The sequence below is a fragment of the Variovorax gracilis genome (genome assembly GCF_030317115.1).
Lineage (GTDB): Bacteria > Pseudomonadota > Gammaproteobacteria > Burkholderiales > Burkholderiaceae_C > Variovorax > Variovorax gracilis.
On the sequence record NZ_JASZYF010000007.1, the window covers coordinates 74,538 to 98,367 of the forward strand.

A 23,830-nucleotide genomic window follows, 5' to 3' on the forward strand; every position below is an offset into this window, starting at 1 on the left:
TGCCAGCACCGGGGCGCCCGTTCCAATCGTTGCGCGATCCGTCGCGCGCGCACAACGAAAGCAGAATGCATTCAGCCGATCTGCGGAAGAAGTCACCAGGCGTCATGGTGCCCGCGCCGCCCATGCGGGCAAGGCACTGATCACGCACAAAAAAGCCCCGGCATGCGGGGCTTTTGAGCCGATTTCGTGACCATCCGGGATAGCCCTGAAATCGTGTACTGGAGGAGAGGGAGGGATTCGAACCCTCGGTACGTTCGCACGTACGCCTGATTTCGAGTCAGGTACATTCGACCACTCTGCCACCTCTCCGGTGTCTGTCGAGCCTGCGATTCTAGCAGACCTCGCGGCGCACTTTTCAGCGACGCAACACTTCGGTGCCGCCCAGGTAGGGCCGCAACGCGGTCGGCACGTTGATCGAGCCGTCTTCGTTCTGGTGGTTCTCCAGCACAGCCACCAGCGTGCGGCCGACCGCCAGCCCCGATCCGTTCAGAGTGTGGACGAGTTCGTTCTTGCCCTGCGCATTCTTGAAGCGAGCCTGCAGCCGCCGTGCCTGAAAGGCCTCGCAGTTCGACACCGAGCTGATCTCGCGATAGGTGTCCTGCGCCGGCAGCCAGACCTCCAGGTCATAGGTCTTGGTGGAGCCGAAGCCCATGTCGCCCGTGCTCAGCAACACGACGCGGTAAGGCAGTTCGAGCGCCTGCAACACGGCCTCTGCGTGGCCCGTCATGGCTTCGAGCGCCTCGTAGCTCTTGTCAGGGTGGGTGATCTGCACCATCTCGACCTTGTCGAACTGATGCTGGCGGATCATGCCGCGCGTGTCGCGCCCGGCGCTGCCCGCTTCCGAGCGGAAGCACGGTGTGTGCGCGGTGAGCCTGATGGGCAGTTGCGCTTCGGCCACCACCTCGTCGCGCACGAAGTTCGTCAGCGGCACTTCGCTGGTCGGGATGAGATAGAGCGCCGAATGATCGGGCGCCGGCTCGCCGTCCTGTCCGCCCTTCTTCGCGGCGAACAGGTCGCCTTCGAACTTGGGCAACTGGCCGGTGCCGCGCAGCGTATCGGCGTTGACGATGTATGGCACGTAGCACTCGGTGTAGCCGTGCTGCTGCGTCTGGATGTCGAGCATGAACTGCGCGAGCGCGCGATGCAGGCGCGCGATCGGACCCTTCATCACGCTGAATCGCGAGCCCGAGAGCTTGGCGCCCATTTCGAAGTCCAGGCCCAGCGGCAGGCCGAGGTCCACATGGTCCTTGGGCGTGAAGCCGAGCGATGGGGCCGACGCGCCGGCACCGCCCTGGGGGCTCCAGCGCCGCACCTCGACGTTGGCGTGCTCGTCTTCGCCGACGGGCACGCTCGCGTGCGGGAGGTTCGGCACGGCCAGCAGGAGCGCCTGGAGTTCGGGCTGGATCGCGTCGAGTCGGGTGGCCGACGATTCCTGCTCCGCCTTGAGCGCGTTGACTTCGGCCATCAGCGCGTCGACCGACTCGCCCTTGGCCTTCAGGGGCCCGATCTGCTTGTTGAGAGCATTGCGGCGCGCCTGGATTTCCTCGGTGCGGGTCTGCAGGGTCTTGCGTTCGGCCTCGAGCGAACTGAACCGCACCACATCCAGGTAGGGCTGGTCCTTCTTGCGCGTTTCAAGACGGGAAACGACAGACGCGAGGTCCTTGCGTAACAGAGTGATATCGAGCATTTGCGTGATTTTAGGTGCGCGTAGGATCGTTCTCCCCTCCCAGCCCACCTCACGGAGATGCAATGCAAGCCTATCTGACCTTCAACGGAAACGCGGCCGAGGCGCTCGCGTTCTACGCCAAGTGCCTGGACGGCAAGATCGCCTTCAGCATGACCTTCGGCGAAAGCCCCATGGGCAAGGAAACACCCGACTCGCACAAGCAGAAGATCATGCACGCCACGCTCGAGGCCCGAGGGCACCAGCTCATGGCGTCCGACCTGCCGCCAGGCTACCCCTTCGAAGGCCACAAGGGCTTTTCGCTTTCGGTTCAGGGCAATGACGTCAAGGAAGGCGAGAAGCTCTTCAACGCACTGGCCGAGGGTGGCAAGGTGACGGTGCCCTACGCGGCGACATTCTGGGCCGCAGGCTTCGGCATGCTCGAAGACAAGTTCGGCGTGCCGTGGATGGTGAACTGCGAGCACTAGGCCCGCCGCACCGTAAGGCTCAGTTCAACGACGCCGGATCGACGTTGGCACCGCAGACGATGAGGCAGACCTTCTCGGCCTCGCGCGGCATGTAGGCCCCGCTTTGCAGCGCGGCCAGCGGCAGGGCCGCGGCCGGCTCGACGGCCAGCTTCAGTTCCTTCCAGAGCCAGAGCTGTGCGGCGCGGATCGCCTCGTCGGGCAGCAGCAACGCATCGCGCACGTGGCGCTGCGTGAGGTCCCAGGCGATGGTGCCGATTCGCCGCGCGCCCAGCGAATCGGCCGCGATGCCGCCGACGTCCACATCGACCGGCTCGCCGGCCTCGCGCGCACGGAACAGCGTGGGCGCCCGCTCCGGCTCGAGCGCGACCACACGGCTGCGCTGCTCGAACCAGGCCGCAAGACCTCCGATCAGTCCGCCTCCGCCCACGCTCACGAGCACCGAGTCCGGCAGGCCGCCCTGCTGCTCGATCTCGCGGCCGAGCGTGCCTGCGCCGGCGACGACCTCGGGCTGGTCGTAGGCATGGGTCAGCAGCGCGCCGGTTTCGCGCTGGCGCTCGAGGCAGGCGGCCAGCGCGTCGGCGTAGGCCTCGCCGCCCACCACCACCTCCGCACCGAGCGCGCGCAGGCGGGCGCGCTTGGCCTCGGTGGAGACCTCGGGCAGGAACACCGCGCAGCGCGCCCCGATCGCGCGCGCAGCAGCGGCAGTCGCGATGCCGGCGTTGCCGCCCGAGGCGACGATCGCCCCGGCAGCAGGAATGTCGTTGGCGAGCAGCCGGTTCATCATGCCGCGTGCCTTGAAACTGCCGCTGACTTGGAGGTGCTCGAGCTTGATCCAGACTTCGACGCCACGCACCTGGAGGCCCAGCTCCTCCGCGGACAGCTTCCAGAGCGGCGTCTCGCGCAGGAAGTGCGGGGCGTGCTCATGGATCCGCCGCGATGCGGCCTCGATGTCGCCGCGCCAGCCGCGCGCCACGCCGTTCACGAGATATGGCCCGGCGCAGACCGGTCGTCCAGCTTGAGGCCCTTGGGCAGCGGGAACTTGAGCGTTTCCTCGATGCCGTTCATCTTGCGTACCGAAACGGCACCCAGCGCCTTGACGCGATCGATCACCTCGTGCACCAGCACCTCGGGCGCGGAGGCTCCCGCCGTGAGGCCGACGCGGGTCTTGCCCTCGAACCATTCGGGCCTCAGCTCCGCAGCCGAGTCAACCATGTAGCTTTCGGTGCCCAGGCGCTGCGCGAGCTCGCGCAGGCGATTGCTGTTGGAACTGGTCGGGCTGCCGACCACGATCACGAGATCGACCTGCGGGCTCAGGATCTTCACGGCGTCCTGGCGATTCTGGGTTGCGTAGCAGATGTCCTGCTGCTTCGGCTCGCGCACGTTGGGAAAACGTGCGCGCACTGCGGCCGAAATCTCTGCCGCGTCGTCGACCGACAGCGTGGTCTGCGTGACCACCGCGAGCTTCAGGGTCTGCGCAGGCGAGACGTGCGCGACGTCCTCCACGTCTTCCACCAGATGGATGCCACTCGACAGCTGCCCCATCGTGCCTTCGACCTCAGGATGCCCCTTGTGGCCGATCATGATGAATTCGAAGCCTTCCTTGGCAAGCTTGGCGACTTCCACATGCACCTTCGTGACGAGCGGGCAGGTCGCATCGAAGATCTCGAAGCCGCGTTCGCGCGCCTCGGCCTGTACGGCCTTGCTGACGCCGTGCGCGCTGAACACCAGCGTGGCGCCCGGGGGCACGTCGGCCAGCTCCTCGATGAAGATCGCGCCCTTGGCCTTGAGCTCGTTGACCACGTAGGTGTTGTGCACGATCTCGTGACGCACGTAGATCGGCGCGCCGAACTTGGCGAGAGCGCGCTCGACGATCTCGATGGCGCGGTCGACGCCCGCGCAGAAACCGCGCGGCTCGGCCAGGATAACTTCCTCGATCGTTTTCACAAGACCCCGATCAGCTTGACCTCGAAGGTCACGGGCTGACCTGCGAGCGGATGGTTGAAGTCGAAACGCACCGCGGTCTCGTTCGACTCGATGACGGCGCCCGCGTAGCTGCCGGTGCCGTCGGGCGTGGGGAACTGCACGACATCGCCGACGGCGTATTGCTCGTCCGGGTCGCCCATCTGCGCGAGCAGCTTGCGCGCCACCCATTGCTGCATCTCGGGGTTGCGCTCGCCGAACGCATCCCCGGCAGGCAGTTCGAAAGTGGCGTGCGTGCCCTCTTCCATGCCGATCAGCCGCTGCTCGACCGCGGGCGAGAGCTCGCCCGTGCCCAGGGACAGCGTGGCGGGCTTGTCCTGGAAGGTATTGATGATGTCGCCCGCGGGTCCGGCCAGCCGGTAGTGCAGGGTGAGGAAGGACCCGGCCGTGACGACGGGGGCGGTGGAGGTCGAAGACAAGATGGAGAGTCCCGATAGACTGGAGCCCATATTTTAGGGAGTGGGGCTTGAACCCCGAATGCGCCATGTCTTTCAAGGATTTGATCGAAGAAGCTCGGCCGCGCGAGAAGCTCATCGGGCTCGGCGCCGGCGCGCTGGCCGACGCCGAGCTGGTGGCGCTTTTGCTACGAACCGGCATTCGGGGCAAGAACGTGCTGCAGCTCTCCCAGGAACTGCTTGACAGCTTCGGCGGTCTCACCGGCCTGCTCCATGCGGGCCTCGACGATCTCAAGCGCGTCAAGGGGCTGGGCGGCACCGCCAAACGCGCCGAGTTGGCGGCAGTTCTCGAACTTGCGCGGCGCGTGCTGGCCGAACGCCTGAAGGAACGTGCGGCCTTCGATTCGCCGGAGGCGGTCAAGCAGTACCTGCAACTCCACTTGGCGGCGCGGCCCTACGAGGTATTCGCCGCCCTCTTCCTGGACGCCCGGCATCGCCTGGTCGCGATGGAGGAGTTGTTTCGCGGCACGCTTACGCAAACCAGCGTCTATCCGCGCGAAGTCGTGAGCCGGGCCTTGCACCACCAAGCGGCGGCTGTCGTGCTGGCGCACAACCATCCGAGCGGCTGCGTGGAGCCTTCGCGGGCGGACGAAGCGCTCACCCAGGCGCTCAAGTCCGCCCTGGCGCTCATCGACATCCGGGTGCTGGACCATGTGATCGTGGCCAGGGGCAGCGCCCTTTCGATGGCCGAACGCGGCCTCGTCTGAGCCGTCGACAATGCACACCGACGCCTGGATCTACGATCGCCACTTTCATGCCTGCCAAATCCAATAGTCTCAAGAGCCTTGCCGACCTGAAGCAGGTGCAACGCTCCCTCGCCGAACAGCGCCAGCGCGAAGCAGCCGAAGCCGTGGCGCAAGCGGCGGCGCAGAAGATGCGCCTGGCTGACCAGGACCTGTTCTCCCGCGCGATCGGCGCCACGAAGCCCTTGCGGCAAAAGGCCGCGGTGCCGCTGGCCCCCGAGCCGCCGGCGCCGATCCCGGTTCAGCAGCAACTCGACGAGCAGCGCGTCATGCGCGAGTCGCTGTCCGACGAGTTCGACGTGAGCACGCTGCTCGACACCGACGATGCGATGAGCTTCCGCCGCCCCGGCATCAACACCGATGTGACGCGCAAGCTGCGCGCGGGCGAGTGGTCGATCCAGCGCGAGATCGACCTGCATGGCATGCGCAGCGACGAAGCGCGCGACGCGCTTGGCGCCTTCATCCGCGACGCCTACAAGCAGGGCTTGCGCTGCGTGCGGGTGGTGCATGGCAAGGGGCTGGGCTCGCCCGGCAAGCAGCCGGTGCTCAAGGCGAAGGTGCAGCGCTGGCTGATCCAGAAGAACGAGACGCTGGCCTTCGTTCAGGCCAAGCCGGCCGAAGGCGGTGCGGGGGCGCTGGTGGTGCTGTTGGCGCCGTCGCGGCGCTGATCACGCCCGAGCGACTATCCGCCGCGATTGCGCATCCAGTCAGCCGTCTGGAAGAACGATCCGCGCAGCCGATCGCGAAGGTCTTCCGGCACGCCGGTCTCTCCCATCGCCTGGTCCATGCACGCAAGCCATTGATCGCGTTCCTTGATGCCGATGGTGTGGCCGCCGATGCTCTGAGGCAGATGGCGGGCGCGCAGCATCGGATGGCCGAAGCGGTCGGTGTAGTGCTGCGGGCCGCCGAGCCAGCCGCAGAGGAACCAGAAGAGACGCTGTCGCGCATTGTCCAGCGTCGTGCCGTGCACGGCGCGCAATTGTGCGTAGGCCGGCTCGAGGTCCATGAGATCGTAGAAGCGTTCGACCAAGGCGTGGACCTTGTCCTCGCCGCCAATCCATTCGAAGGGCGTGTCGAAGGGCGGTTTGTCCTGAATTTGCATAGGCGAGATTGTCTCCAAGACTTGCGGCACCATCGGGGCATGCGTGATTTGACCCCACCTTCTTCGGGCAGCAGCGATGCCCTCCCGATCATCGACATTTCGGCGCTGGCGGCCAACGCCGCAGGTCGCGCCGACGTCGCCGCACGGATCGGCGCCGCGTGCCGCGCGCATGGCTTTTTCTACATCACGGGCCATGGCGTCGACGAGGCTCTCGTGACGCGGCTCGAAGACCTGAGCCGCCGCTTCTTCGCGCTCGACGAGGCCACCAAGATGCAGTGGCGGATGGCGCTGGGCGGGCGCGCGTGGCGCGGCTATTTCCCGCTCGCCGGCGAGCTGACCTCGGGCCGGCCCGACTGGAAGGAAGGCCTCTACCTCGGCACCGAACTGTCCGAAGACCATCCGCTGGTTCGGGCTCGCACGCCAGTGCACGGGCCGAACCTCTTCCCGGACATCGAAGGATTTCGCGATACCGTGCTCGCCTACATCGATGCAGTCACTCGGTTGGGCCACCGTTTGATGGAATGCATCGCGCTGAGCCTCGGCTTGCCGGCGACGTACTTCGCCGAGCGCTACACGGCCGACCCGTTGATCCTGTTCCGCATCTTCAACTACCCGACCCAGTCGGTGCCGGAGGGCATGGACGTGCACTGGGGTGTGGGCGAGCATACGGACTACGGCCTGCTCACCATCCTGCGCCAGGATGACGTCGGCGGCCTGCAGGTCCGCACACCGGGTGGATGGATCGAAGCACCACCGGTTCCGCATTCGTTCGTCTGCAACATCGGCGACATGCTGGACCGCATGACCGGTGGGCTGTTCAAGTCGACGCCGCATCGCGTGATGCGCAATACCTCGGGTCGTGATCGGCTTTCATTTCCGCTGTTCTTCGACCCCAACTTCGAGGCACGAGTTCAGCGCATCGAAGGGCTTGCCGGCGCCGATGCACTGGACGACAGCGCGGTGCGATGGGATCGGGCCAATGTGCATGCCTTCAGCGGCAAGTACGGTGACTACCTGCTGGCGAAAGTGTCGAAGGTGTTTCCACAGCTCCGGGACGAAGTGCTTTAGGGTCGTCTTGATGATTGCTTGCCCTGGGGGCGGCACAGGTTCACCGCCCGACGGCGCTGCCCGACACCTTCAAAGGTCGCCATCAAGCCCTTGAGAAAGCCACGCGTCACGCGAGAGTCGGTACAGCTTGTGCAAGCGAAGCGGATGACCCACAGGAATGGCCGGATGTTCAAAGGTCCCATCAGCCACCATCCCCAGACGCTTCATCACCGCCTCCGAGGGCAGATTGGGTACTGCAGTGAAAGCAACGATCTCCGACAGCGCGAGCGTCTCGAAGCCCACTCTCAAGGAAGCACGCGCAGCCTCGGTCGCGTAGCCCTTGCCCCAGTACGCATGCGCCAGCCGCCACCCGATCTCGACGCAGGGCGAGCACGGCAGATCGGGCCTCGGCACGCTGAGCCCAGTGAAACCGATCGGAGTTCCGCTCGCACGCTCTTCGACGACCCAGAACCCCCAACCTCTTTCATCGATACCCTGCGCGCAACGGTCTGCCACCGCATCACTCTCGGAGCGCGACAGCGGCGCGGGGAAGAACTCCATCACACGCGGATCCGCATTCAACTTCGCGAAGGCCTCCCGATCGGCGGCGCGCCATTGCCGCAGATGCAGTCGCTCGCTGTCGAACTCGATGCGCTCGGCCATCCCGACGTCCGCTATTCAGCCGCCTGCCGCAGCGTCGCCACCACCGGCCGACGCAACACCTCGCGCAGCCCCCACCATCCGGCAGCGAGTGCCAGAACCGCACCTGCGAGCGCGCCTGCAATCGGAACCAGCGGCGATGCAGTCCACGTGAAATCAAACACGAAGCGCGCGAGCGCCCAGCCGATGACCGAGGCCACGATGCTCGCCAAGAAGCCCGCCAGCAAGCCGACGCCCGCCAGCTCTGCGCGCTGCACCTGCCGCAGCAGGCTCGCCCGTGCACCCACCGCTCGCATCACCGCGAACTCGCGCGCACGCTCCTCGCGAGTGGCCGTGACCGCCGCGAACAGCACGACCAGCCCCGCCGCCAGCGTGAAGCCGAACAGGAACTCCACCGCGCGGATCACTTGGTCGAGCACGCGCTGCACCTGCCCGATCGTCGCGCTCATGTCGACGTTGGTCACGTTCGGATAGGTGCGCACCAACGCGTTGTCGAAGCCCTTCACATCCGGCGCGCGGAACGCGCCCATGTACGTCACCGGCACGTCGGCGAGCGAGGCCACGGTGTACATCACGAAGAAATTCGCATGCATCGATCCCCAGTCGACCTTGCGCAGCGACGTAATGCGCGCGTCGTTCTGCATGCCGCCGATGTCGAATCGCAGTGCGTCGCCCAGCTTCAGTCCCAGCGTCTGGGCGAGACCCTCCTCGACGCTCACCTCGCCGGCTGCACCCGGCTTCCACGTACCCGCGGTGACGATGTTGTGCGCCGGTGCTTCAACGCTGTTGCTGAGGTTGAACTCCCGGTCGACCAGCCGCTTCGCGCGATCGTCCACATAGTCGTCGGGCGACACCGGCTTGTCGTTGATGGCGACCAGGCGCCCGCGGATCATCGGGTACCAGTCGAACTTGCGCACGCCGTTGTCGCGCAGCGTCTTCTGGAACACGTCACTCTGATCCGGCATCACGTTGATGACGAAGCGGTTCGGCGCATCCGGCGGCGTGGCCTTGCGCCAGCTCGACACGAGGTCCGTGCGCAGCAGCACCAGCAGGATCAGCGCGAGCAGGCCCACCGCCAGCGCGCTGACCTGCACCACCGCATAGGCGGGCCGCGCGGAGATCTGGCGCGTGGCCAACACCAGCCAGCGCGGCGCCGTCGTCTCGTTGACGCTGCGGCGCAGCAGCAGGACGGCAATCCAACTCAGCAATGCGAATACCGCTACGGCTGCCGCGAAGCCGCCGACGGCAATGAGCCCCAGCTTCAGGTCGCTGCTGGCGGCCACCAGCAATGCCGCAAAGCCTGCCACGCCCAGCCCGAGCACGGCGATCGATGCCGGCTTCAGGTTGCCCACGTCGCGGCGAATCACGCGCAGCGGCGGCACGCGCGCAAGCTGCAGCACCGGCGGCAAGCCGAAGGCGAACAGCAGCGTGAGCCCCACGCCGAAGCCGAAGATGACCGGCCAGAGTGTCGGTGCGGGCAGCGCGCTTTGCACCAGCCCCGCGAGCAGCACCACGAACGCGTAGTGCACGCCAAACCCGATGGCGACGCCCAGCGCGCTGGCGATCACGCCGATCACCGCAAACTCGAAGGCGTAGGCGCCGGCGATGGTGCGCTGACTCTGGCCGAGCACCCGCAGCATGGCGCAATCGTCGAGGTGGCTGGCTGCGAAGCCACGCGCTGCCAACGCGACGGCAACAGCCGATAGGAGCGCGGCGAGCAGCGCAACGAGATTGAGGAATTTCTCGGCACGGTCGAGCGTCTGGCGCATCTCGGGCCGGCCGCTCTCGAAGGAATCGAGGCGTGCGCCGCGCACCTCGCCCTTCTTGATCGTCGCCTCGGCCCAGTCGCTGAAGCGCTTCACCGCCGCCGGTTCACCGGCTACCGCAAAGCGGTAGCTCACGCGGCTTGCCGGTTGCACGAGGCCCGTGCGCGGCACGTCGGCCTGATTGAGCATCACGCGCGGCGCGAAGCTCATGAAGCCGGCGCCGCGGTCGGGTTCGAGCGTGATCACGCGCGCGATGCGCAGGCCGGCATCGCCGAGCAGGAGCGTGTCGCCCACCTTGAGCGAGAGCGAATCGAGCAGCGACGCATCGACCCAGGCTTCGCCGGACGCGGGCACATCACGCGTGTTCTGGCCCGGCCCGGCCGGATCGGTACTCACCTGCAGATTGCCTCGCAGCGGGTAGCCGGCCGTGACAGCCTTGAGGGCGACCAGTTTGCTCGCGCCACCCTGCGCCTCGTCCGCGCGCGCCATCGTCGGGAAGCCGTAAGTGCTCGCGCCCTCCAGGCCCAGGGCCCTCGCGCGTTCGACGAAAACGGCCGGTGTCGGGTTGTCGGTCGCGAGGACTGCGTCGCCTCCCAGCAACTGGCGCGCGTCGCGCTGCAATCCGCCCTTGAGCCGATCGGCGAAGAAGCCGACCGCCGTAAGCGCCGCCACCGCCAGCAGCACGGCAACGATCAGGAGACGAAGCTCGCCCGCGCGAAGATCGCGCCAGAGCGTGCGCCAGCCAAGGCGAAGGAAAGCGTTCATGGGGCACGACGATAGCCGAGCGGCCACCGCCCGCCAAACCGAAGGTCTTAGACGGTGGTTGCCGGCCGCGCGCCCGCCAGCTCCGGCTGCAGCACGAGGCGATCCACACCCGCATAGCAGATGAAGCGCCGGTTGGTCGCGCGCCCGATCGCGCAAAGGCCGACGCGCGTCGCGACCTCGTGGCCCATCTGCGTCATGCCGCTGCGCGACACCACGATGGCTACGCCCATCTGCGCCGACTTGATGACCATCTCGCTGGTCAGGCGGCCGGTCGTGTAGAACACCCGCCCGCCGGCCAACCGGCTCGGCGGCTGCATCGCGATCCAGCCGGCGATGGTGTCGATGGCGTTATGGCGGCCCACGTCCTCGATGAAGCACTGCATCTGCACCTCGCTGCCGTCATCTCGGAGCGTGAAGAGCGCGCAGCCGTGCACCGAGCCCGCCGACTTATAGGTGCTTTCCTGGAGGCGGATCGCATTCACCAGCGCATAGAGCTGCGCCTGCGTCATGCGCGTGTCGGGCAACTGGAGGCGGTCGATGCCGGCCATCAGTTCGCCGAACACGCTGCCCTGGCCGCAGCCCGTGGTCACCACCTTCTTCGCGGTGCGCTCCTCGATGCGGTCGATGCCGGCGCGGGTCTTCACGGCGGCAGCGCCGACTTCCCAGTCGACTGTGATGGATTCGACGTCCCCGGCCGATTCGATGAGACGCTGGTTCAGCAGGTAGCCAAGCACCAGCAGTTCGGGCTGCGCGCCCAGCGTCATCAGCGTGACGAGTTCGCGGCGGTCGACGTAGACCGTCAGGTCGCGTTCGGCAGGGATGGAGACGAGGCCCGGTTCGCCATGCTCATCGACGATCTCGACCTCACGCGTGAGCGGCGCCCGGGCCTGCGTCAGGCGTGGCAGCCTCACTTCTTGGGCGCGGGATTCGTCTCGGCCGAAGTCTGGTTGGAACTCGGCGGCGAAGCGGCGGTCGTCGCGGGTGAATGGGCGCCCGAGGCCTCGATCGGCTTCACTTCGGCGGGCGGCGCGAAGGCGAAGGGACCCGGATCGGTGCAAGGCGGTGTCGGCGTTGCTGTCGGCACCGGCTTGCCAGCGGCGACCAGGCCTTCGCGGACGTGATTCGCGACACGGGTCTGCGCCTGGCAGAGCTGATAGCCGTCGACCTTGGCGCTCCAGGCCGTCTTCGCGGCGGTTTCGGCCGCCTTGGCCTTCGCTTCGGGCGTGGCGGCCGGTGCGGGCAGCTTGGCCACAGCGGCGGATGCGACGGCCAGGCCGAGCAAGAGGCCGCAGAGGTTCAGAGTTTTGTTCATGAGGGGTTTCCTTCGACCCGGACGCTCTGCACGGGTGCATGCTCGCGCGCCTGAACGGTCCGCTGCGCCGGAATCTTGCCAGCCGCAATGTCGTCGTACCAGAGCGGATGATGCTCCTTGGCCCACGTCTCGTCGACATAGCCTTCGCGCATCGCCTTGTAAGCGCCCTTCATGCCGAGCGTACCGATGTAGATGTGGCCCATGATCAAGGCCATCATGCACAGCGTGGCGACGGCGTGGATCATGTGTGCGATCTGCATCTCGCCGCGCGTGTAGACGAAGCCCGGCAGCAGCTTGTCGAGGAAGAGCCCCGAGCCGATGACGAGGCTGCCGAGGAACAGCACGCCGCCCCAGAACACCAGCTTCTCGCCCGCGTTGAAGCGATGCGACGGGGGTTCCGTGCCGCCACCGAACAGCCCGCCGCCATGACGGAGCCAGGTCAGGTCATCCTTGCTCGGCCAATTGCTGCGGATGAAGGTGACGATCATGAAGATCGTGGTCACCACGAACAGCGGGCCGACGAAGTTGTGCACGGTCTTGAGCACATAGGTCAGGTAACCGAACAGCGCACCGCCGAGCACCGGCAGGAGGAAGAACTTGCCGAAGGCCATCACGATGCCCGAGATCGCCAGCACGACGAAGGCGGTCGCGTTAGACCAGTGCGTGGCCCGCTCGAAGGGCGTGAAGCGCTCGATCTTGCGCCCGGTTTCCTGGCCGTGCAGGCCGATACGCCCGCGCGTGAAGTAGAAGATCGCCAATGCCAGCAGGGTCACGAAGAGCAACGCCGCGCCGTAGGGAATGATCCAGTTGTTGCGCACCTGACGCCACGCCTCGCCGGCGTTGGTGTAGTGCGACCCCGGATACTGGACGAAGCGCTGGATCAGGTTGCCCGCCTCGGGCGCCTCGCTGGTCGGCAGGCTGCTGAAGCCCGTGACACCGCCGCTCACCTCGCGCCACATGGGGGCGTTGTTCCCCGGCTGCACGCGCTGACGCTCGCCGTTGGTCTGGTTGAGGTAGTTCGGGCTGGCGCTGGCTTCCGGCTTGACGTCGAAGATGTTCTGGCTGCGGATGCCGCCGGGCGTTTGCGCGGGTGCAGCGGCTGCCGGTGCGGCGGGTGCGGCGGACGTGTCCGGCGTCTGCGCATTGGCCATGCCGCAGCCCAGTACCGCGACCATCACCAGGGCGTTAAGCACTTGTCTCATGCAACCTCCGGGTCAGTTGATCCGGTTGTATTCGTTCTGGCCATTCTGGGCGCGCGTCTTGAGATGTTGCTCCCACGACGACCTGTCGCCCGGCTGCCAGCCGCTCGCGGTAAAAGCCGTTCCGGTGTTGGGCTGCGTGCCGGTGCCGGTCCACGGGGCCGCGTCCAGCCGTACGCCATGCGCATTCGTCTGCGGCTTCTCGCCGCAGGCGCCCAAGAGCACCGCGGCCGAGATCAGCGCCGCCGCTGCCAGCGCGCGCTTCATTTCGAGCCTCCGTTGGTCGGCGTGCCGGCCGTCTGCGAGCCGTAGGCGGTGCCCCAGCCCCAGACTTCGGCGCCCTTGCCGCGATGGACCACGCGCGTGCGGAAGATGTCGGCGACGACGTCGCCGTCGCCCGCGAGCAGCGCCTTGGTCGAGCACATCTCGGCACAGGCCGGCAGCTTGCCTTCGGCCAGGCGGTTGCGGCCGTACTTCTCGAACTCGGCCTGCGAGCCGTTGGCTTCGGGACCGCCGGCGCAGAAGGTGCACTTGTCCATCTTGCCGCGCGCACCGAAGGTGCCCTGCGACGGGAACTGCGGCGCGCCGAACGGGCAGGCATACGAGCAATAGCCGCAGCCGATGCACACGTCCTTGTCGTGCAGCACCACGCCTTCGTCGGTGCGATAGAAGCACTGCACCGGGCACACCGCCATGCAGGGCGCGTCGGAACAATGCATGCACGCCACGGAGATGGAGCGCTCGCCCGGCACCCCGTCATTGAGCGTGACCACGCGGCGGCGGTTCACGCCCCACGGCACCTCGTTCTCGTTCTTGCAGGCCGTGACACAGCCGTTGCATTCGATGCAGCGCTCGGAATCGCAGACGAATTTCATTCTTGCCATGGGGATTCCTCTCTTATGCCTTCTCGACGTTGCAGACCGTCGTCTTGGTTTCCTGCATCATCGTCACGCTGTCGTAGCCGTAGGTAGTGCTGGTGTTGATGGCCTCGCCGCGCACGATCGGATGCGCACCCTTGGGGTAATAGGCCAGCATGTCCGCCCCCTGCCAGTGGCCGGAGAAGTGGAAGGGCAGGAACACCGTGTCGGGGCCCACGCGCTCGGTCACCAGGGCCTGCACGTTGAGCCGCGCACCGGTGGGCGTGAGGACCCAGGCGCGCTCGCCGTTGCGGATGCCCTTCTCGGCGGCCACCCGCGGGTTGATCTCGATGAACATCTGTTGCTGCAGCTCGGCAAGCCACGGGTTGGAGCGCGTTTCCTCGCCGCCGCCCTCGTATTCGACCAGGCGGCCGGAGGTCATGATGTACGGGAACTTCTCCGCGACCTTGTCCGCGATGTTGCGCTGCTGCACGCTCTTGTAGAGCGTGGGCAGGCGCCAGAAGGCCATCTTGTCGTCGTGCGTCGGGTATTTCGCCGCGAGATCCGGCCGCGTGCCGTAGAGCGGCTCGCGATGCTGCGGAATCGCATCGGGGAAGTTCCACACCACGGCGCGCGCCTTGGCATTGCCGAAGGGATGGCAGCCGTGGTTCTTCATGAACACGCGGATCATGCCGCCCGAGCTGTCGGTCTTCCAGTTCTTGCCGTCGGCCTTGGTCTTCTCCGCGTCGCTGAGCTCGTCCCACCAGCCGAGCTTCTTGAGGAGCAGGTGGTCGAGTTCCGGATAGCCGGTCGTGATGGCCGCGCCGAGCGAATGCGATCCGTCCTCGGCCAGCAGGTTCTTGCCGTTGCGCTCCACGCCGAAGTTCGCGCGGAAGTTTCCGCCGCCTTCCATGACATGCTTGGAGGTGTCGTACAGGTTCGGCGAGCCCGGGTGCTTCAGTTCGGGCGTGCCGTAGCAGGGCCACGGCAGGCCGAAGTAGTCGCCCGCGATGTCGTAGCCATTGATCTTGTCCTTGACGGAGCCCTTCGCCTTGAGCGTGCGCACGTCGAATGCGCCCATGTTGCGCATGTGCGCCTGCAGGCGTTCCGGGCTCTGGCCGGTGTAGCCGATGGCCCAGCAGCACTTGTTGATCTCGCGCAGGATGTCCTCGGGCACGGGCTCGTCCATGCCCTTGACCTTCTGCATCTTGTAGTTCTTGCTCAATTCCTTGCCGAAACCGAGGCGATCGGCGAACTGCTGCATGATCATGTGGTCGCTGCGGCTTTCCCACAGCGGCTCGATGACCTTCTCGCGCCACTGGAGTGAGCGGTTCGATGCCGTGCACGATCCGCTGGTCTCGAACTGCGTGCACGCCGGCAGCAGGTAGACCGCGCGGTTCGGGTTCTGGTCTTCGGGCCGGCCCGGCATGGCGGCCATGGCCGCGGTCGCCGACGGATACGGATCGACGACCACCAGCAGGTCGAGCTTGTCCATCGCCCGCTTCATTTCCAGCCCGCGGGTCTGTGAGTTCGGTGCGTGGCCCCAATAGAACACGCCGCGCAGGTTCGAGTCCTGGTCGATCAACTCGTTCTTCTCGAGCACGCCGTCGATCCAGCGCGAGACGGTGATGCCGGGCTTGCTCATCATCGCGGGCGAGGCGAAGCGGCCCTTGATCCACTCGAAGTCCACGCCCCAGGTCGCAGCGAAGTGCTTCCACGATCCTTCGACCAGGCCGTAGTAGCCGGGCAGCGAATCGGGGTTCGGGCCCACGTCGGTGGCGCCTTGCACGTTGTCGTGGCCGCGGAAGATGTTGGTTCCGCCGCCCGCCGTGCCGACGTTGCCCAGCGCGAGTTGCAGGATGCACGAGGCGCGCACGATGGCGTTGCCGATGGTGTGCTGCGTCTGGCCCATGCACCAGACGATGGTGCCCGGACGGTTCTCGTTGAGCCAGGTCGCAACCTTGAGGACCTGCGCTTCCTTCACGCCGCAGGCCTCCTCGACCTTGTCCGGCGTCCACTTGGCCAGCACCTCGGCGCGCACATCGTCCATGCCGAAGACGCGATCATTGATGTACTTCTTGTCTTCCCAGCCGTTCTTGAAGATGTGGTGCAGCACGCCGAAGAGGAAGGGAATGTCCGATCCCGAGCGGATGCGCACGTATTCGTCGGCCTTGGCTGCCGTGCGGGTGAAGCGCGGATCGACCACGATCATCTTGCAGCCGTTTTCCTTGGCATGCAGCATGTGCAGCATGCTCACCGGATGGGCCTCGGCCGCGTTCGAGCCGATGTACAGCGCGACCTTCGCGTTGCGCATGTCGTTGTACGAATTGGTCATGGCGCCGTAGCCCCATGTGTTCGCCACGCCGGCGACGGTGGTCGAGTGGCAGATTCGCGCCTGGTGGTCGCAGTTGTTGCTGCCGAAGAAGCTCACGAACTTGCGCATCAGGTACGCCTGCTCGTTGCTGTGCTTGCTGGAGCCGATCCAGTAGACGGAGTCGGGGCCGCTGGCCTTCGAAAGTTCCTTGAGCTTGGCGGTGATCTCGTCGAGCGCAGTGTCCCAACTGATGCGCTCGTACTTGCCGTTGACGAGCTTCATCGGATAGCGAAGGCGGTATTCGCCATGGCCGTGTTCGCGCAGAGCGGCGCCCTTGGCACAGTGCGCTCCGAGGTTGATCGGCGAATCGAACACCGGCTCCTGCCGGACCCACACGCCGTTCTCGACCACCGCATCCGAGGCGCAACCGACGGAGCAGTGCGAGCAGATGGTGCGCCGGACCTCGACCTTGCCGGCACCGACCGCGGTCGGCCGCCCTTCGGCGGCGTTGGACTTGCGGATCAGCGCGAGCTGTCCGGCCGCGAGGCCGACGCCGACCCCCAGGCCGGAGCGCCGCAGGAAGGAGCGCCGGTCCATGGTCGGCAGCGCGTTGGAGAGGCCGCGCCGCAGGCTGTGGACAAAGGGCGACGTGGAAGGAGAGGCGCCGTCACGCGTGGCGCCAGACGCTTTCTTGGTCAATAGCATCGTGGGTTGCCTCGTTGTCAGGCCGACGTGGTCTTGTAGTAACGCTTGACGTGCTCGCTCAGCGAGTAGCCCCCGCCCTTCTCGGGCGCGGGCTTGAGATCAGGTGCCGCCGAGGCGGCAGGCGTCTCGACGACTTTCGGCAGCACCGTGACGGCTGCTGCGGCGGCGCCGACCGTGGCGGCACCGAAAAAGAATCCCCGGCGGGATGCCGGCTGGGGACCGGAATGGCTGTCCTGCATGACTGCTCCAGGAGTGGCTTAGGCTAAACGAGATATGAAACCAGTTACATACGTTTGGATACTAGTCGAGACCCTAACAAGCGGTATCCCGAATACCCCTCGGTCTCAGTCCAGCATGTCGAAGCCCTGGCTCTCGACTTCCGCGAAAGCGCGGGTAAACCCTGCCAGCGCGGCATAGAAGCGGGCTTTGGGGTGCTGCGACACAGCGTCGCACAAGGCGGGCAGCCATGACTGCACGTGGGTCGAAAAGAAGGCCTGCTGCTGCGTCAGGTTCGCCACCGCCACGTCTTCTCCCGCAATGAGATAGCGCAAGACTTCGAAAAGGCAGGAAATGTGATCCTCCGTTTCGGGAATCGACTCATCGCGCGCAAGACCCATCCGATCCAGATCGTTGCGTAGATGCGCAAGCGGCTTGTCGTTGAGAAAGCCGCTCAGGTAGTGCGAGCCGAAAAGATAGACCTCCGGCTTGCCGATGCCGCCGAAAAGAGCGTCATATTCGTCGCGCGCCGCGGCCGCATCGGTGCCGCGCGCGGCGCCCACGAGTTGCCGCCAGGGCTCCTCCAGGAATGCGCCGGCGGCCGGCGCTTCGGTCGGCGCGACCTGGAAGGCCTCGAGCAACTCCGCATCGGGTGCGGCGTACCAGAGGCGTGCCAGCAGTCCATACAGCTCGGCGCGCGCGATCTCTTCATCCAGGGCGGAGGAGACGGGGATACTCATGCTCTGGCTCATAGCTGCGTGATCTTCATTTCGTTCTGCGCGCTGTACAGGTCGATGACCCGGCAGTCGCTGCACATCTTCAATCGCTCCAGCGCCTCGCCCTGGAACATGGCGTGGCCGGCCAGCTTGCCGAGCATGGCCTCGATGGCCTTCTGTGTGCCGAAGGGCTTCGAGCAACGGATGCAGGACCAGGGCTTGGCCTCGTTGAGCACGACCGGCTGCTTGCGCTCTGCCGACACCAGCAGCCGGGGCACGAGCGAGATCGCGCTTTCGGGGCAGGTGGTTTCGCACAGCCCGCACTGCACGCAGTTCTTCTCGACGAAGCGAAGCTGCGGCGCATTCTGGTTGTCCTGCAGCGCGCTCGCCGGGCAGGCGCTGACGCAGGCAAGGCACAGGGTGCACTTGTCCTTGTCCACAGCGATGGCGCCGAAGGGCGAGCCTTGCGGCAAGGGGATCGCGATCGGCTCGGTGGCGGGCGCCTTCAGCGCCGGCGACCCGTCCATGAGGTGATCGAGCGCGAGTTCGAGCGTGCTGCGCTTCTCGGCGCCGACCGCATAGCGGGCTGGCTTCGCGGGCACCTGCTGTCGCGTGTCGCGCAAGGCGGCGAGCGCGCCGTCCAGCGTCAGCACCGAGGCAGCCTCGATCAGCCTGAAATGCGTGCCCGTGTAGCCGAGGCCGAGCAGAAGCGTCTGCGCGATGTCCATCTGCTTCCTGAGCGCGGCGACATACTGCGGCGCTTCCTCACCGGTGATCAGCACGACGACCTGCGTCGCACCGAAGGCCACGGCGCTGAGCCATAGATCGATGCCGGTGCTCGCCGCATGGAAGAGGCCGACGGGGATGACGTTCGCCGGCACGCCCTGCGCCTTGCCGAGTTGGGCCTGCCGCCCGAGCTGTTCCACCAGCGCCTGTCCGGCTTCCTGGCTGTGCAGCAGCAGCGCGGCATCGCGCCCGCCGGCACCCGCGTAGGTGGACAGCAAGGTGCGCAGCCTGAGCCCCTGGTCGGGAGCGCGCGGATAGGTGTAGCCGAGCGCACCCGTCGGGCACACGGTCGTGCAGGCGCCGCAGCCGACGCAGAGGTTGGGGTTGACGACGATGCGCTGGCGTTCCTTGTCGCTCGACACCGCATGCGCCGAGCAGACTTCGATGCAGGCATCGCAGCCGACGACCTCGTTGCGGCTGTGCGCGCAGAGCTTCTGCTTGTAGTCGAAGAACTTCGGCTTCTCGAACTCGCCGACCATCTCTCGCAGGCGCAGCAGCGTCTGCAGGCCCAGCGGATTCGCCATGCCGCCAGGCAGATGGAAGTAGCCCTGCGGCGGCGCATGCCAGTCGATGACCGGCGCGGCGTCCAAGTCGAGCACCAGGTCGAAAGCGCCGTCGAGCTGCTCCGGCGCGCGGCTGAAGTTGATGGCGCCCGCCACGGTGCAGGCGCGTTCGCAATCGCGGTGCGAAGTGCACTTGGCGTTGTCGATCTGGTAGTCGAGGCCGATGGCCTGTTCCGGGCAAGCGGCCACACAGGCGTTGCAGCGGGTGCAGAGATCCAGGTCGATCGCGTTGTCGCGGGTCCACTGCAGCTTGAATGCGCCGAGCCATCCCGCGAGCGAATCGAGCCGCCCGGCGGCCACGGGCCAGCGGCGCTCCTGCGCGCCGCCAAGTTCGCCAGGCCCTCGCGAAAAGATCGTCACGTCCAGCGTGTCGGACACGAGGGCCGCTACTTTCTCCGCCGCATCCAGCGCGCCGATGATCAGCAGCCGCCCCTGGCTCGCATAGCTCACGGTCGCGACAGGGTCGGGATCGGGCAGGCTGGCGGCGGCCAGAAGTGCGGCGATCTTCGGCATGGCGCTCTTTGCATCACGGCTCCAGCCGCCGGTCTCGCGGATGTTGACGAAACGGATCGGCGACGCGGCCTCGGGCGTCTGCCCTGCCAGTTCGCCGAACAGGCGCTTCTCCTGCGTGCAGGCGACCACCACGTCGTCGCCCGATTGAATGGCACGCTGGAATGAGGCCGCCTCGCGGCGGCACAGCGCGGAATGGAGGGGAAGTGTCTCAGCCAGCGCCGTCCCGAGCGTCTTCGGCTCGAGGGGCATCGTCTTGTTGCAATCGCAGATCAGCGTGGTGGTCATCAGGTTCTTGGCTGGCGGGTCGCGCATCGGCAACCGGCGGGCTGGGACGGGGTTCGGGATCGCTCGACTGTGCCACGCCCGGCAAGCCATCGTCCCTGGGAGTTTCATCGGACTGTTCGGGCTCTTCGTCGAAGAGATTCAGGAACTTCGCGCTCGCCATCTGGCGCAGCACGCTCTCGGGCAGGGGTGACGGCCTGGAATAGTCGTCGATGTAGGTGTCCAGGCCGTCCATCACATTGAAGTGCGGATCGGCAAAAAGTTTCTTGAAGGCGGCGTTCCTGACATCGGGCGCGACGCCTTTCGCCACGAAAGGCTTGAAATCCGAGTCGATGGTCAAGGCCTCGGCATCGGCCAGGGTGAGGGGCGGCGGCTCGGGCGGGAGATCGGCCGGAGGGACCGCCTCTTGCGCCGGCTCGACGGCCACGGGTGTCGCGGCAGCAAGTGGCGCTTCAGGTTGGGGCTTCGGATCCTCCGGCACCTCCCCGGCGCGCACCTGCTGCTTGCGACGAGACCAGCGGTCGAAGAAGCCTTCAGACATCCCCCGCTCCCCGGCCGCGCTTCTTCTCGGTCGACACGCTGGCCGCATTGCCGAAGCGATCGACCAGCGGCCTGAAGCTTTCGGGCCGCTTGCGGCGCTTGGGTTCGATCATGTAGTGCTCCTGCACGAAGGCGCGAAGCCAGTCCACCACCTCCTGGGGCGCCGGCACCTGCTCGACGGTTTCCTGCGCGTCGAGCCAGCGTCCGGCTTCGTAATAGCTCAGGGTGACAACGACCGGCCGCGGGATCGGTTCGGACGCGAGGCTTGCTTCCTCCTCCATCCGCCAGAGCACGAACCAGCACGGCGCCGGGGCAGTCGCGTTGAGGTGGTAGCCCTCGGCCTCGTCGCGGAACAGTTCGACCTTGAAGCCGGGGTGCAGCCAGTGCTGCTCCCCTTCGTGGTCGTCCATGAGGCGGGGCTCCTCGCCGAAGCCTGGTTCATCCGGCAGGACGGCGTCGAGCGTCCAGCGCCAGGGCTGCCAATGGCTCGACGGACCGTGCAGTCGCTCACGCCGCATGACAACCGCGACATCGAGCGCCGCCGGCCGGGTGTGTGCCGTGGGGGTTTCAGGAATCTCCATGGCCCGGACGATAGCCGATGCGAAAACGTCGGCCGCCGGCGCGGGATTGGGTCGATCAGGTTTCAAAATGTTAAACAACGTACTACTTTTGTGACAAATGTCGGATCAAAAGCGAAACCATAGTTCTCATTTCAGAGAAATTCCGTCGTTGTGCGTTTCAATCAAGCCATACCAACGGAGAGATCCCGCATGAGCTACTACGAGAACGATTACGGCATTGGCGCCCTCGAGGTGAAGGTGTCCGACCTGCTCATCGCCACGCCGGATTCGTGCGACCCGCTGCTTGACCCGGCGGTTCACCAGGTCCTGAAGCTGCTGCGCGACCAGCACGCCATGGAGGCCGCGTTCGCCTGCGAAGTGAATGACGGACAGCGCGTGTCGCACCGCATGCAGGCCTCGCACCGTGCCCAGTTCATCGACGAGCAGGCCGAACCGCTGGAACTGGCTTTCTGCAAGCAGGTGCTGAGCACGCGCGTTCCGGCGGGCTGCTACCTCAGCGCGCCCGTGGTGCTTTCCAGCGGCGCGATGTACGGCACCTTCTATTCCTCCAGCTTCAACCCGGACCCGGCCATCGAGGCGCGCGACCTCAAGAAGCTCGAAATGGCGGCGCAGCTCGCCGCCCGGATGATCGACGAGCGCCGTGCGCGTAGCGCCGCACCCGGCTCCGTTCCTGTTGCAGTTCCGGCAGCGCAACGCCAGCCGGCCGTCGCCCAGTTCGCCTGAATCTCAGCGCACGAAGGTGCGGTTGTCGAGCCCGCTTCGGCCGCTCGGGAGCCTTCCCCGGCTGCTGTGCACTTCCATTTCCTCGAGCTGCAGCAGCGCGTCCGGTGCCGTCAGCAGGCGCAGGGCCTCGACCGGCGGCAGCGTCCTGCTGCTGAAGAGAAAGCGCAACTGGCAATCGCCGACGACGATGGCGTCGCCATTGCGCAGCGTGTGCGCCCGCACCTTCTCGTTGTTGACGTAAGTGCCGTTGCGGCTGCCCATGTCGGTCAGCATGAAGCCCTCGCCCGTCCACTGGATGGCCGCGTGATGCCGGCTCACGCGCTCACTGTCGATGCACACCCTGTTGCTGCCTGAACGCCCGATGGTGGTGAGCGGACCCGCGATGTTGACCTGCCGGACACTGGCGTGCCGGGCCAGGATGATCAGTCTTGCCATTGATAGCCATTCCTCTCGTTATCTTGGAATGGCACCGAGCTTAGGACGGAGCCCCTGTTTCGAAAGACGGAAACAGAAGGCTTAATCCATTCTTGTTCATCACGGGGTGGCCAGTATTTAGCACTCGCCGCTCAATGGGTGACGCGGCCCCGCATCGACGCCGGATGGCCCGCTAGCCCGAAGGACTTGCCGGTGTTCACCAGCGTGTCGCCGTCCACGCGCAGGATCGTGATGTCCTGGTCGATGAAGTTGCCGACGTAGAGGTACTTGCCGTCCGCGCTGAACACCGCGCCTTCGGGGAGGCCGCGCACCTCGACCTCGTTGCCCCGCGTCACCTTCTTGCCGTCGATCCTGAGCGCCACCACCGAACCGTTGCGGTTGTAGAAGTACGCGTTCTTCGCGGCATTGCTGCCGCGCAGCAGGACCGCGACCGCGAACTTGCCGGTCGGGCTCACGGCCAGCCCCTCGGGGCCATCGCCGACCACGACCTTGTCGATGACGCGCGGCGGCGTGGCCTCCAGGTCGATCACGCTCACGGTGTCGATCTGCCCGTCGGAAGCTCCCGAATTGCCGTTGTCGGCGGTGAGCGCGAGCTTGCCGTCCGGCGTCACGTCGACGTTGTAGGGCCAGAGCCCCGCTGCGAGATCAACCTTGTTGTACGTGACCTTCTCGCCCGCGACGTCGAGCAGTGCGATCTTGTGGTTCGGGAACTTGGACGCCAGCGCCCGCCTTCCGTCGGGCGTGAAGCGCACGTGCGAGACCGACTCGCCCATCGCCACGGTATCGATCAGCGTCACCTTCTGGCCCGCGATGCGCAGCACGCTGATCGAGTTGTCGGCGCGGTTCGCGACCAGCGCGAGCGTGCCCGCACGATTGATCGACAGCCCAGAGGGCTGCTTGCCCACCGCGACGGTATCGATGAGCTTCGGCGGGGTGGACGTCAGGTCGATGACGAACAGGCGGTTGTCGGGCACCTGCTTGCGCACGCCGCCTTCCTCGACCACGTTGACGGAGTTCGCGACCAGTGCGAGTTTCTCGTCGGCCGTGATCGCCAGGTTGGTCGGCGGCCCGGCGATGGTGTTGTCCAGCGGCAGGGTGGCCACCGAGCGCGGCGCGAGCGGGTCGGTGCCAATGTCGATCACCTGCAGGGTGTCGCGCCCCGGCGCGCCGAGCACCACGGCGCCCGCGTCGCTCCAGCTCTGCTTCTCGTCGTTGGCGACCAGCATCAATTGGGGTTGCGACCCTGCGGGCGTCGTGCTGCAGCCGGACAGCGCCGCGGCGGCGACGAGGGTGGCCAGTGCAAATGGATGAAAGGGGCTGTGGCGTAGGCGCATGGTGTCTCCGTCCTTGTTGTCGACCGGGGAGGTCCGGCTGCGGGGGATCGTAGTCACCAAGGCCGCAAAGCGGCTCAGGGTAAGT

At 66.4% G+C, this 23,830-nt stretch carries 25 protein-coding genes and 1 tRNA gene; 5 read left to right on the plus strand and 21 right to left on the minus strand.

Annotated elements, in window-relative coordinates; all coding sequences use genetic code 11:
- Nucleotides 1-219: 219 nt before the first annotated feature.
- Both QTH97_RS15665 and serS read right to left on the minus strand, forming a co-directional pair.
- A tRNA-Ser gene (locus QTH97_RS15665) sits at nucleotides 220-309 on the minus strand.
- A gap of 46 nt (nucleotides 310-355) precedes the next feature.
- On the minus strand, nucleotides 356-1,687 hold the full coding sequence (gene serS, locus QTH97_RS15670; RefSeq protein ID WP_286569197.1) for a serine--tRNA ligase: 1,332 nt from the start codon (nucleotides 1,685-1,687) through the stop codon (nucleotides 356-358).
- Nucleotides 1,688-1,749: 62 nt separating this feature from the next.
- On the opposite strand from serS, the gene QTH97_RS15675 reads away from it, so the two are divergent.
- The gene (locus tag QTH97_RS15675; RefSeq protein WP_286569199.1) at nucleotides 1,750-2,151 is read left to right on the plus strand and encodes a VOC family protein; all 402 of its coding nucleotides are present in this window, start codon (nucleotides 1,750-1,752) and stop codon (nucleotides 2,149-2,151) included.
- A gap of 19 nt (nucleotides 2,152-2,170) precedes the next feature.
- Here the strand turns inward: QTH97_RS15675 and QTH97_RS15680 are convergent, their stop codons facing one another.
- From QTH97_RS15680 to QTH97_RS15690, 3 genes are read right to left on the minus strand one after another with little or no spacing between them, the layout of a single operon-like run.
- A complete protein-coding gene (locus QTH97_RS15680; protein ID WP_444813440.1) occupies nucleotides 2,171-3,133 on the minus strand; it encodes a threonine/serine dehydratase in 963 nt (320 codons plus the stop codon).
- Nucleotides 3,130-4,095: a 4-hydroxy-3-methylbut-2-enyl diphosphate reductase gene (gene ispH / locus QTH97_RS15685; protein WP_286569200.1), complete on the minus strand. Its 966-nt coding sequence runs from the start codon at nucleotides 4,093-4,095 to the stop codon at nucleotides 3,130-3,132. Before ispH ends, QTH97_RS15680 begins: the two co-directional genes overlap by 4 nt.
- Nucleotides 4,092-4,550 (minus strand): FKBP-type peptidyl-prolyl cis-trans isomerase, encoded by a 459-nt coding sequence (locus tag QTH97_RS15690; RefSeq protein WP_444813441.1) that lies wholly within the window; start codon nucleotides 4,548-4,550, stop codon nucleotides 4,092-4,094. Before QTH97_RS15690 ends, ispH begins: the two co-directional genes overlap by 4 nt.
- 65 nt (nucleotides 4,551-4,615) lie before the next feature.
- Here QTH97_RS15690 and radC point away from each other — a divergent pair, with 65 nt between their 5' ends.
- Both radC and QTH97_RS15700 read left to right on the plus strand, forming a co-directional pair.
- Nucleotides 4,616-5,293 carry a RadC family protein gene (gene radC, locus QTH97_RS15695; RefSeq protein WP_286569202.1) on the plus strand — a complete coding sequence of 226 codons (678 nt, stop codon included), beginning with the start codon at nucleotides 4,616-4,618 and terminating at the stop codon, nucleotides 5,291-5,293.
- Between the two features lie 47 nt (nucleotides 5,294-5,340).
- The gene (locus QTH97_RS15700; RefSeq protein ID WP_286569203.1) at nucleotides 5,341-5,997 is read left to right on the plus strand and encodes a Smr/MutS family protein; all 657 of its coding nucleotides are present in this window, start codon (nucleotides 5,341-5,343) and stop codon (nucleotides 5,995-5,997) included.
- 14 nt (nucleotides 5,998-6,011) lie between these two features.
- Here QTH97_RS15700 and QTH97_RS15705 read toward each other — a convergent pair whose 3' ends face one another.
- Nucleotides 6,012-6,431 (minus strand): group II truncated hemoglobin, encoded by a 420-nt coding sequence (locus tag QTH97_RS15705; RefSeq protein WP_286569204.1) that lies wholly within the window; start codon nucleotides 6,429-6,431, stop codon nucleotides 6,012-6,014.
- A gap of 39 nt (nucleotides 6,432-6,470) precedes the next feature.
- On the opposite strand from QTH97_RS15705, the gene QTH97_RS15710 reads away from it, so the two are divergent.
- Nucleotides 6,471-7,499: an isopenicillin N synthase family dioxygenase gene (locus tag QTH97_RS15710; RefSeq protein ID WP_286569205.1), complete on the plus strand. Its 1,029-nt coding sequence runs from the start codon at nucleotides 6,471-6,473 to the stop codon at nucleotides 7,497-7,499.
- A 69-nt stretch (nucleotides 7,500-7,568) separates the two neighbouring features.
- Here QTH97_RS15710 and QTH97_RS15715 read toward each other — a convergent pair whose 3' ends face one another.
- From QTH97_RS15715 to QTH97_RS15775, 13 genes are all read right to left on the minus strand, one after another.
- Nucleotides 7,569-8,141, minus strand: a complete 573-nt coding sequence (locus QTH97_RS15715) for a GNAT family N-acetyltransferase (RefSeq protein WP_286569206.1) — start codon at nucleotides 8,139-8,141, stop codon at nucleotides 7,569-7,571.
- Between the two features lie 11 nt (nucleotides 8,142-8,152).
- The gene (locus tag QTH97_RS15720; protein ID WP_286569207.1) at nucleotides 8,153-10,669 is read right to left on the minus strand and encodes an ABC transporter permease; all 2,517 of its coding nucleotides are present in this window, start codon (nucleotides 10,667-10,669) and stop codon (nucleotides 8,153-8,155) included.
- A gap of 47 nt (nucleotides 10,670-10,716) precedes the next feature.
- Nucleotides 10,717-11,580, minus strand: a complete 864-nt coding sequence (locus QTH97_RS15725; protein ID WP_286569208.1) for a formate dehydrogenase accessory sulfurtransferase FdhD — start codon at nucleotides 11,578-11,580, stop codon at nucleotides 10,717-10,719.
- Complete coding sequence (locus QTH97_RS15730; protein ID WP_286569209.1) at nucleotides 11,577-11,981, minus strand: hypothetical protein; 405 nt, start codon at nucleotides 11,979-11,981, stop codon at nucleotides 11,577-11,579. The genes QTH97_RS15725 and QTH97_RS15730 overlap by 4 nt, the downstream gene beginning before the upstream one ends.
- Nucleotides 11,978-13,183 carry a formate dehydrogenase subunit gamma gene (locus QTH97_RS15735; RefSeq protein ID WP_286569210.1) on the minus strand — a complete coding sequence of 402 codons (1,206 nt, stop codon included), beginning with the start codon at nucleotides 13,181-13,183 and terminating at the stop codon, nucleotides 11,978-11,980. The genes QTH97_RS15730 and QTH97_RS15735 overlap by 4 nt, the downstream gene beginning before the upstream one ends.
- A 12-nt stretch (nucleotides 13,184-13,195) precedes the next feature.
- Nucleotides 13,196-13,447, minus strand: a complete 252-nt coding sequence (locus QTH97_RS15740; protein ID WP_286569211.1) for a hypothetical protein — start codon at nucleotides 13,445-13,447, stop codon at nucleotides 13,196-13,198.
- The gene (gene fdh3B / locus QTH97_RS15745; RefSeq protein WP_286569213.1) at nucleotides 13,444-14,064 is read right to left on the minus strand and encodes a formate dehydrogenase FDH3 subunit beta; all 621 of its coding nucleotides are present in this window, start codon (nucleotides 14,062-14,064) and stop codon (nucleotides 13,444-13,446) included. The genes QTH97_RS15740 and fdh3B overlap by 4 nt, the downstream gene beginning before the upstream one ends.
- A gap of 13 nt (nucleotides 14,065-14,077) precedes the next feature.
- Nucleotides 14,078-17,056 carry a formate dehydrogenase subunit alpha gene (locus QTH97_RS15750; protein ID WP_286569214.1) on the minus strand — a complete coding sequence of 993 codons (2,979 nt, stop codon included), beginning with the start codon at nucleotides 17,054-17,056 and terminating at the stop codon, nucleotides 14,078-14,080.
- Nucleotides 17,057-17,073: 17 nt separating this feature from the next.
- Entirely contained in the window at nucleotides 17,074-17,295 is a 222-nt protein-coding gene (locus tag QTH97_RS15755; RefSeq protein WP_286569215.1) for a formate dehydrogenase, read from the minus strand.
- 105 nt (nucleotides 17,296-17,400) lie between these two features.
- On the minus strand, nucleotides 17,401-18,012 hold the full coding sequence (locus QTH97_RS15760; protein ID WP_286569216.1) for a TorD/DmsD family molecular chaperone: 612 nt from the start codon (nucleotides 18,010-18,012) through the stop codon (nucleotides 17,401-17,403).
- Between the two features lie 8 nt (nucleotides 18,013-18,020).
- Nucleotides 18,021-20,099 (minus strand): 4Fe-4S binding protein, encoded by a 2,079-nt coding sequence (locus QTH97_RS15765; protein ID WP_286569474.1) that lies wholly within the window; start codon nucleotides 20,097-20,099, stop codon nucleotides 18,021-18,023.
- Nucleotides 20,059-20,721 carry a DUF3306 domain-containing protein gene (locus QTH97_RS15770; RefSeq protein ID WP_353655634.1) on the minus strand — a complete coding sequence of 221 codons (663 nt, stop codon included), beginning with the start codon at nucleotides 20,719-20,721 and terminating at the stop codon, nucleotides 20,059-20,061. The genes QTH97_RS15765 and QTH97_RS15770 overlap by 41 nt, the downstream gene beginning before the upstream one ends.
- Entirely contained in the window at nucleotides 20,666-21,253 is a 588-nt protein-coding gene (locus tag QTH97_RS15775; protein WP_286569219.1) for a DUF3305 domain-containing protein, read from the minus strand. The genes QTH97_RS15770 and QTH97_RS15775 overlap by 56 nt, the downstream gene beginning before the upstream one ends.
- A 189-nt stretch (nucleotides 21,254-21,442) precedes the next feature.
- On the opposite strand from QTH97_RS15775, the gene QTH97_RS15780 reads away from it, so the two are divergent.
- On the plus strand, nucleotides 21,443-21,976 hold the full coding sequence (locus QTH97_RS15780; RefSeq protein WP_286569220.1) for a hypothetical protein: 534 nt from the start codon (nucleotides 21,443-21,445) through the stop codon (nucleotides 21,974-21,976).
- A 3-nt stretch (nucleotides 21,977-21,979) separates the two neighbouring features.
- On the opposite strand, the gene QTH97_RS15785 is transcribed toward QTH97_RS15780, so the two are convergent.
- Both QTH97_RS15785 and QTH97_RS15790 read right to left on the minus strand, forming a co-directional pair.
- Nucleotides 21,980-22,411, minus strand: a complete 432-nt coding sequence (locus QTH97_RS15785; RefSeq protein ID WP_286569221.1) for an FHA domain-containing protein — start codon at nucleotides 22,409-22,411, stop codon at nucleotides 21,980-21,982.
- Nucleotides 22,412-22,542: 131 nt separating this feature from the next.
- Nucleotides 22,543-23,745 (minus strand): lactonase family protein, encoded by a 1,203-nt coding sequence (locus QTH97_RS15790; protein ID WP_286569222.1) that lies wholly within the window; start codon nucleotides 23,743-23,745, stop codon nucleotides 22,543-22,545.
- Between the last annotated feature and the right edge of the window lie 85 nt (nucleotides 23,746-23,830).

Excerpts from the sequence above, each read along its gene's own strand:
- QTH97_RS15735 (WP_286569210.1), bottom strand. The coding sequence starts at position 13,183 with ATGAGACAAGTGCTTAACGCCCTGGTGATGGTCGCGGTACTGGGCTGC.
- QTH97_RS15720 (WP_286569207.1), bottom strand. The coding sequence starts at position 10,669 with ATGAACGCTTTCCTTCGCCTTGGCTGGCGCACGCTCTGGCGCGATCTT.
- QTH97_RS15700 (WP_286569203.1), top strand. The coding sequence starts at position 5,341 with ATGCCTGCCAAATCCAATAGTCTCAAGAGCCTTGCCGACCTGAAGCAG.
- QTH97_RS15710 (WP_286569205.1), top strand. The coding sequence starts at position 6,471 with ATGCGTGATTTGACCCCACCTTCTTCGGGCAGCAGCGATGCCCTCCCG.
- fdh3B (WP_286569213.1), bottom strand. The coding sequence starts at position 14,064 with ATGGCAAGAATGAAATTCGTCTGCGATTCCGAGCGCTGCATCGAATGC.
- QTH97_RS15675 (WP_286569199.1), top strand. The coding sequence starts at position 1,750 with ATGCAAGCCTATCTGACCTTCAACGGAAACGCGGCCGAGGCGCTCGCG.
- QTH97_RS15775 (WP_286569219.1), bottom strand. The coding sequence starts at position 21,253 with ATGGAGATTCCTGAAACCCCCACGGCACACACCCGGCCGGCGGCGCTC.
- QTH97_RS15765 (WP_286569474.1), bottom strand. The coding sequence starts at position 20,099 with ATGCCCCTCGAGCCGAAGACGCTCGGGACGGCGCTGGCTGAGACACTT.
- QTH97_RS15785 (WP_286569221.1), bottom strand. The coding sequence starts at position 22,411 with ATGGCAAGACTGATCATCCTGGCCCGGCACGCCAGTGTCCGGCAGGTC.
- QTH97_RS15770 (WP_353655634.1), bottom strand. The coding sequence starts at position 20,721 with ATGCGGCCAGCGTGTCGACCGAGAAGAAGCGCGGCCGGGGAGCGGGGG.
- QTH97_RS15780 (WP_286569220.1), top strand. The coding sequence starts at position 21,443 with ATGAGCTACTACGAGAACGATTACGGCATTGGCGCCCTCGAGGTGAAG.
- QTH97_RS15730 (WP_286569209.1), bottom strand. The coding sequence starts at position 11,981 with ATGAACAAAACTCTGAACCTCTGCGGCCTCTTGCTCGGCCTGGCCGTC.
- QTH97_RS15715 (WP_286569206.1), bottom strand. The coding sequence starts at position 8,141 with ATGGCCGAGCGCATCGAGTTCGACAGCGAGCGACTGCATCTGCGGCAA.
- serS (WP_286569197.1), bottom strand. The coding sequence starts at position 1,687 with ATGCTCGATATCACTCTGTTACGCAAGGACCTCGCGTCTGTCGTTTCC.
- QTH97_RS15760 (WP_286569216.1), bottom strand. The coding sequence starts at position 18,012 with ATGAGTATCCCCGTCTCCTCCGCCCTGGATGAAGAGATCGCGCGCGCC.
- QTH97_RS15790 (WP_286569222.1), bottom strand. The coding sequence starts at position 23,745 with ATGCGCCTACGCCACAGCCCCTTTCATCCATTTGCACTGGCCACCCTC.
- QTH97_RS15740 (WP_286569211.1), bottom strand. The coding sequence starts at position 13,447 with ATGAAGCGCGCGCTGGCAGCGGCGGCGCTGATCTCGGCCGCGGTGCTC.
- QTH97_RS15750 (WP_286569214.1), bottom strand. The coding sequence starts at position 17,056 with ATGCTATTGACCAAGAAAGCGTCTGGCGCCACGCGTGACGGCGCCTCT.
- QTH97_RS15755 (WP_286569215.1), bottom strand. The coding sequence starts at position 17,295 with ATGCAGGACAGCCATTCCGGTCCCCAGCCGGCATCCCGCCGGGGATTC.
- radC (WP_286569202.1), top strand. The coding sequence starts at position 4,616 with ATGTCTTTCAAGGATTTGATCGAAGAAGCTCGGCCGCGCGAGAAGCTC.
- QTH97_RS15705 (WP_286569204.1), bottom strand. The coding sequence starts at position 6,431 with ATGCAAATTCAGGACAAACCGCCCTTCGACACGCCCTTCGAATGGATT.